Genomic DNA, 6,197 nt, shown 5'->3' with positions numbered 1-6,197 from the left:
CCGTCGCGGGGGCGCCAGGTGGCGACCAGCTCGGTGCGCGCCGGGAGGATCGCGGCGAGATCGGCGAGGTCGCCCTCCGCCTCCGCCGACGTCGGCCAGCAGCAGACGAGCTCCGCCGAACCCGGCTCGCCCGCCCGGAGCGCCGTCCAGAAACGTCCCGTCGGCCCGAGCCCTGCCGCGTGCACTCGGGTGGCGAGCGCGCCGAAGATCTCGTTCGCCTCGTCGTCGCCCGGCCCGTCGGCCTCGTCCAGGGCGATCGTGAGGACCTGGCCGACGTACGGCTGCGCCGGCATCGTCCGCTCGGCGACCTCGACCGGCACGGCGAGCGCCCGCAGCGTCACCTCGGCGGCCCCGAACGCCCGGTCCTCCTGCTCCCGCTCCGCGAGCACGCGCTCCCTGTGCGCCTGCAGCGCCTCCGCCGCGGTGCCGGCTCGAGTCGCCGCTGCGACCTCGGGCAGCGGCACCCCCGCGCTCCGGAGGGCGCTGATCACGACTCCGGCCCGGACCTGGGCGTCGGCGTACCGGCGGTACGACGACCGCTCGTCGACCTCCGCCGGGACCAGCACGCCCTTCTCGTCGTAGTGCCGGAGCGCCTTCACGCTCAGACCCGTGATGCCTGCGTACTCCCCGATGCCCAACATGCCTCCAGCATCCCGTCTCCCCCGGCGGGAGGGTCAACGAGCGGGAGGGTCAATGGGCGGCAAGGTCGACCGACCGGCCGGTCGACCGGCGGGACGGGTCGACCAGCGGGACGGCCAGCAGCGGAGCCGGGCGGGAGGCGACGCGACCGGCGTCGGCGGACCCGACCCCGCATCACGCCACGCGCCGACGCCTCAGCCCGCCCGCCTCACCGCGCGCTCACCAGCCCTCGGGCCCCGCGCTCCCCGCCTCGTACTCGTCCAGTGGAGCGTCGCCCGCGGCCCAGGCGGAGAGCACCGGAGTGATGATGCGCCAGCACTGCTCGGCCACGTCGCCCGGGACCGAGAGCAGGGTGTCGCCCTGCAGGATCCCGGCGAGGACCTGCGCGTAGGGGTCGAGCGTGGCCGCGCCGGGCTGCGCCGTCAGGGTGGTGCGCTCGAGATCGGTCAGCTCGTCGGCGCTGTTCACGACCAGGTCGAGGCTGACGTCGCCGCCCTTGAGGCCGATCCGGAGGACCGTCCCGGCGTCGCCCTCGGCCGCCTGCAGGCCGCGCGGGGGCGTGGCGGCGCGGAAGTGGATCGCCACCTCCCGGCGAGGGTCGCCGATCGCCTTGCCGGAGCGGAGGACGAAGGGGACGCCCGCCCAGCGCGGGGTGTCGACCTGGAGCAGCAGCTGCGCGAGGGTCTCGGTGCCGGTCTCGGGGTCGACGTCGGGCTCGTCGACGTAGGAGGGGAAGAAGCGGCCGTCGACGCGGCCCTCGGTGTAGCGGGCGCGGCGGGCGGAGGAGGGGTCGTCGCGCCAGAGCCGCACGGCGCCGAGCACCTCGGCCATGCGCGCGTGGACCTCGTCGGGCGCGACCTCGTCGGGGCGCTCCATCGTGGTCAGCGCGAGCACCATCAGGAGGTGGCTCTGCAGCATGTCGCGCAGCGCACCGGTCTTCTCGTAGAAGGCCGCGCGGCCCTCGATGCCGAGCGTCTCGTCGTAGACGATCTCGACCTTCTCGATCCACTCGGCGCTCCAGCTCGCCTCGAGCAGGCTGTTGCCGAAGCGCAGGCCCAGCATCCCCAGCACGGTCGCGTTGCCGAGGAAGTGGTCGATGCGCCAGAGGCGGCTCTCGGGGAGGACCTTCGCGAACGCCGCGTTGAGGGCGATCGCGTCGTCGAGGTCCTCGCCGAACGGCTTCTCGATGGCGACGACCAGCTCCTCGGGCAGGTCGAGCTCGGCGAGCGAGGCCGCGACCTTGTGCCCCATCGCCGGCGGCAGGGCGACGTAGAGCACCGGAGTCGACGGGCAGGCGTCGAGGAGGGCCTTCAGCTGCTCCGGGTCGGAGGCGTCGGTGGCGACGAAGCGCGCGCGCGACGCGAGCGCCTCGACCGTGTGCGGGGCGACTCCGGCCGCCTCGAGGCTGCGGCGGACGAGGCCCTGCCACTCCTCGTCGGTCTGCGGCGTGCGCGCCGCGCCGATCAGCGTGAGCTCGAGGTCGCGCGCGAGCTCGGCCACCCGGCCCAGGCCCGGCAGCAGCAGCCGCTCGGTGAGGTCGCCGCCCGCTCCGAGGATCGCGATGCTCCGCTGCTCGCTCCCCAGCGCCGCGGCCTCGGGGATTCCGATCTGCTCCGTCATGGTGTCTCCCTCGTAGCCGTCGTGAGTCAGCGGCCACAGTACGCGCCGGGCCCTGGCGCGAGGCCGGGAGCCGGGAGGGGTTGAGGAAGCGGGCGCGGAGTGGCAGGGCTGCGCGGTCGGGAGCGAGAGAGCTGGACAACCTCCGCTGAGACGCGGCCTGCCGTGTCGGGGCAGGGACCCCCCTTCTCAGCCGACGTCGGGCCGCGACCCACGACGCCCGGCCCGCCGCAGCCGTCCCGCACAGCACGTCATCCCTCTCAGGTGCCGTCCGGCGGTACCCTGCCCGCATGCGCCTGCGCCAGGTCGTCCTCGACACGGAGGACGCCCGCGCCCTCTCCGCCTTCTACCTCGCCCTGCTCGGCGGCGAGTACCGCCCCGGCGACGAGCCGCCCGCGGACGGCTCGGACGACGAGGCGGAGTGGGTCGCGATCGTCACCGCCGACGGCGCGAAGCTCACATTCCAGCGGGTGGCCGCCCTGCCGCGCGCGACCTGGCCGGAGGGGCCCGTCCCGCAGCAGCTGCACCTCGACTTCATGGTCGCGGACGCCGACGAGCTCGACCGGCAGAAGACCCGGGCGCTCGCCCTCGGCGCCGAGCTGATCGAGGACAGGAGCGACGACCCGGAGGAGGCGCTCCACGTCCTCGCCGATCCGGCCGGCCACCCGTTCTGCGTCTTCGTCGCGCCCGACTACCCGGCGGAGTAGGGGCGCGCGGCTTCAGCGAGTCACACGCATCGGATCACATGCCCGTGATCGTGACCGTCGTCGCCGCCGCGATCACCGCGGCTCCCGTGACGCTCGCGGCGGTTCCCGCGAGGACGGCGGCGGCCGCCGGCCCTGCCCAGTGCTGCGCCGCGAGCGACCGGATCGCCTGCCGGTCCGGGATGCCGGGCCTCGGCGAGAGCGCTCCGGCCGCGTCGAGCAGGCCGATGAGCGCCGCGTCCGACGGCAGGGGCGCCGTCCGAGCCGCGAGGACCTCGGCGACCCGGATCCGCAGCCGCTCGTCCTCCGCCGGCTCCACGGCGGCGACCCGCTCGAGGAGGGCGGCATGCAGCTCCCTCCGAGTGAGGCGGGCGATCCACCAGGAGACGCTGCGCGGTGCTCGCTCCGCTGCGATCCACCCGAGTGCCCCGTCGAGCACGGCGTCCCCGAGCGCCGACCGCTCCGGCCCGAGGGCGACGGCTCCGGCGTCCACCTCGACGCGCCGCCGGAGGGAGAGCTCCGCGAGGACGGAGGCGGCCAGGACGGTGTCGAGGGCACCCGACGAAGCCGCGGGCCGCCCGTCGCTCCGCCGCAGCAGGAGGAGGAGAGCGACGGGGAGGGGCGGCTGCCCGGCTCCGGGGGGCGCAACGGCCGGCGGGGTGCTGGGAGAGGGCATTTCCGAGGAGTTCCGTGTCGAGTCGTCCATCCCTCGAGCCTGGCACCCGACCCGTCGAGACCGCATCCGCCGGGCGACGGGCCCTCCGTCGTCCGCCCGATCGACCGGCCGGACACGCCCGAGAGCCCACGTCGCGCCCCGAAGCGGACCGCTCCTCCGCCACATCGGGCGTCAGACCACCCCCGCCGCCGTCCCCGACACGATCAGGTCGGCGCGGTCGCGAGTGGCCTCGATCAGCAGCGCGTTCCGCCCGTCGACCTCGGAGGCCCAGGCGGAGGCCGCCTCGGGGGCGCGGCCGAAGGAGACGTGGCGGTCGACCAGGCGCTCGAAGCGCTCGGTCTCAGGAGTCGCGCAGAACCAGGCCTCGTCGAACTCGGCGCGCAGCAGCGCCCACGGGCCCTCGTCGACGAGGAGGTAGTTGCCCTCCAGCACGACGAGCGACGCGGAGGGGTGCACGGCCAGCGCGCCGGCCACTCCCTCGTCGACGGTGCGCTCGAAGGTGGGCGCGTAGACGACGTGGTCGGTCTCGGCGCGCAGCCTCCGCACCAGGGCGAGGAAGCCCCAGCCGTCGAACGTGTCGAGGGCGCCCTTGCGGTCGTGGCGGCCGAGCTCGTCGAGCGTGGCGTTGGCGAGGTGGAAGCCGTCCATCGGCACGAAGGCGGCGGTCCCCTCCCCCGCGAGCTCGTTCGCGCGGGCGACCACGGCCCGGGCGAGCGTGGTCTTGCCGGCCCCGGGGCTGCCGGCGATCGCGACGATCGCGCGGCGGCCCGGCGAGGTCAGCGCGAGCGCGCGCCCGGCCAGCTCGTCGAGGCCGGGCCGCACCGCGTCGGGCGCGACCTCGGTCTCAGGCCTCGCCACGGCTGCTCTCCAGCGCGTTCACCAGGAAGCCGTGGGCGTGGCGGGCGAGCGCGGGGCCGTCGTTCCAGAGGTTCCGCCACACGGCTAGGTCGTTCGAGAGGGTCGGCGAGACGACGGCCGACGAGAACGACTCGAAGGTGATGGGTCCGCGGTAGTCGATCGCGGCGAGGGCGTGGAAGAACGTCGTGAAGTCGAGGTGGCCGCTGCCGAGGTAGCCGCGGTGGTTCTCGCCGATGTGGACATACCCGAGACGATCCCCGACCAGCAGCACCGGGCGGAAGAAGTCGTCCTCCTCGATGTTCATGTGGTACGTGTCCAGGTGGATCAGGACGTTGTCGGCGCCGATGTCGTCGGCGAGGCGCAGGGCGTCCGCGGCGGTGTTGATGACGTTGGTCTCGTAGCGGTTGCAGATCTCGAGGCCGAGGGTCATGCCCTTCGTCGAGGCCTCGGCGGCGAGGTCGGTCAGCACCGAGACGACGTTCGCGCGGCCCGCGGCCGAGAGGGGCGCGCTGTACTTCCCGAGCGCGCTGTAGAGGGCGCCGGTGAAGTGGGTGCCGCCGAGCGCGTGGGTGGTCTCGAGGGAGTCGGCGAGCAGCTTCGCGCCGCGGGCCACCACCTCCGGGTCGTCGCTGGAGACGTCGGCCGAGAAGGCGAGGCCGCGGGAGCATACGATGCCGAGGTCGTTCGCCTCGAGGGCGGCGCGGGCGGAGGCGGTGTCGAGGTTCTGCACGTCGTGCAGCGAGAGCTCCAGCAGGTCGAATCCGGCCGCCTTGGTCTGCTCGATCGTCGCGGTCACTTCGTCGGGGGTGGTGCCGCCGGCGAAGACGAGGGCGTGCACTCCGAGAGGGTTCGTGGTCATGGTGGTGCTCCTTGGTTCGAGAGGTTCAGGGGCGGCGTCGGGCCGCGGGGTCGGTGTCGAGCAGGTCCGCGAGGAACGCGTGACCGGAGGTCGCGAGGGCGACGGGGTCGTGCCAGAGCTCGCGCCAGAGGCCCATGCCCTCGGCCGAGGCCGGGGGCTGGACGGCGGGCGAGAAGCTCTCGAGGGTGAGCGGGCCGCGGTAGCCGGAGTCGGCGAGCGCCGCCGCGAGCCCGGTCCAGTCGGTGCTCCCGGTGCCCAGCTCTCCGCGGTGGTTCTCGGAAGCGTGGAGGTAGCCGAGCAGGTCGCCGGCGTCGCGGACGGCGCTCGCGAGGTCGACCTCCTCGAGGTGGGCGTGGAAGGTGTCGAGGTGCAGGAGCACGTTCGGCGCGTCGAGCTCGCGGAGGAACCCTGCGGTCTGGGCGGCCGTGTTCAGCAGGTTGCTCTCGTAGCGGTTCACGTACTCCGCTCCGACGACGACGTCGGCGGGAGCGGCGGCCGCGGCGACCCTCCGCAGCACGTCGAGCGAGCGCGAGCGGGCAGCCGCGTCGGCCGCGTGCTCGTACTTGCGCATGGCCGAGTAGGTGACTCCGCCGACGTACCGCGCGCCGATCGCCTCGGCGAACCGCACGGCCGCCAGGAGCCGCTCCTCGCCGCGGCCGGCCGTGGCCTGGTCGGTGATGTCGGAGTCGGCGTCCAGCGCGAGCGAGACGACCGCGTCGATCCTGTGCTCGTCGAGCAGGTCGGCGGTCCACGCGGAGGCGTCGGGGTCGTCGGGAGCCGGGATCTCGATCAGGTCGAAGCCGATCGAGGCGGCGGCGCCGATCGCGCGGCGCCCCGACTCCGG

At 74.5% G+C, this 6,197-nt stretch carries 7 protein-coding genes; 1 reads left to right on the top strand and 6 read right to left on the bottom strand.

Annotated features, from left to right (window positions below; translation table 11 throughout):
- Together C5D04_RS17340 and C5D04_RS17335 are read right to left on the bottom strand one after the other, a co-directional pair.
- On the bottom strand, positions 1-641 hold a 641-nt coding region (locus tag C5D04_RS17340), incomplete at its 3' end, for a MerR family transcriptional regulator (protein ID WP_104348123.1).
- A 217-nt stretch (positions 642-858) separates the two neighbouring features.
- Entirely contained in the window at positions 859-2,259 is a 1,401-nt protein-coding gene (locus C5D04_RS17335) for a glucose-6-phosphate dehydrogenase (protein ID WP_104348122.1), read from the bottom strand.
- Positions 2,260-2,546: 287 nt separating this feature from the next.
- Between C5D04_RS17335 and C5D04_RS17330 the strand changes: the two genes are divergently transcribed.
- Positions 2,547-2,963 (top strand): VOC family protein, encoded by a 417-nt coding sequence (locus tag C5D04_RS17330; RefSeq protein ID WP_104262559.1) that lies wholly within the window; start codon positions 2,547-2,549, stop codon positions 2,961-2,963.
- Positions 2,964-2,997: 34 nt separating this feature from the next.
- Here the strand turns inward: C5D04_RS17330 and C5D04_RS17325 are convergent, their stop codons facing one another.
- The 4 genes from C5D04_RS17325 to C5D04_RS17310 all read right to left on the bottom strand — a co-directional run.
- Positions 2,998-3,636 (bottom strand): GPP34 family phosphoprotein, encoded by a 639-nt coding sequence (locus C5D04_RS17325; RefSeq protein ID WP_181137759.1) that lies wholly within the window; start codon positions 3,634-3,636, stop codon positions 2,998-3,000.
- Positions 3,637-3,807: 171 nt separating this feature from the next.
- Positions 3,808-4,494 carry a nucleoside/nucleotide kinase family protein gene (locus C5D04_RS17320; protein ID WP_208543338.1) on the bottom strand — a complete coding sequence of 229 codons (687 nt, stop codon included), beginning with the start codon at positions 4,492-4,494 and terminating at the stop codon, positions 3,808-3,810.
- Positions 4,481-5,353, bottom strand: coding sequence for a sugar phosphate isomerase/epimerase (locus C5D04_RS17315; protein WP_104225811.1), 873 nt, complete (start codon positions 5,351-5,353; stop codon positions 4,481-4,483). The genes C5D04_RS17320 and C5D04_RS17315 overlap by 14 nt, the downstream gene beginning before the upstream one ends.
- A 25-nt stretch (positions 5,354-5,378) precedes the next feature.
- The coding region (locus C5D04_RS17310; protein ID WP_104348120.1) for a sugar phosphate isomerase/epimerase at positions 5,379-6,197 on the bottom strand (819 nt) is incomplete at its 5' end.

Source organism: Rathayibacter sp. AY1D2, from assembly GCF_002932695.1.
Taxonomy (GTDB): domain Bacteria; phylum Actinomycetota; class Actinomycetes; order Actinomycetales; family Microbacteriaceae; genus Rathayibacter.
Note: the sequence above shows the minus strand (reverse complement) of the source record. Positions and strands in the feature narration are given on the sequence as shown.

Bases quoted from the DNA above. Each gene is read 5' to 3' on its own strand.
- C5D04_RS17335 (WP_104348122.1), bottom strand. From the start codon at position 2,259: ATGACGGAGCAGATCGGAATCCCCGAGGCCGCGGCGCTGGGGAGCGAG.
- C5D04_RS17330 (WP_104262559.1), top strand. From the start codon at position 2,547: ATGCGCCTGCGCCAGGTCGTCCTCGACACGGAGGACGCCCGCGCCCTC.
- C5D04_RS17325 (WP_181137759.1), bottom strand. From the start codon at position 3,636: ATGCCCTCTCCCAGCACCCCGCCGGCCGTTGCGCCCCCCGGAGCCGGG.
- C5D04_RS17315 (WP_104225811.1), bottom strand. From the start codon at position 5,353: ATGACCACGAACCCTCTCGGAGTGCACGCCCTCGTCTTCGCCGGCGGC.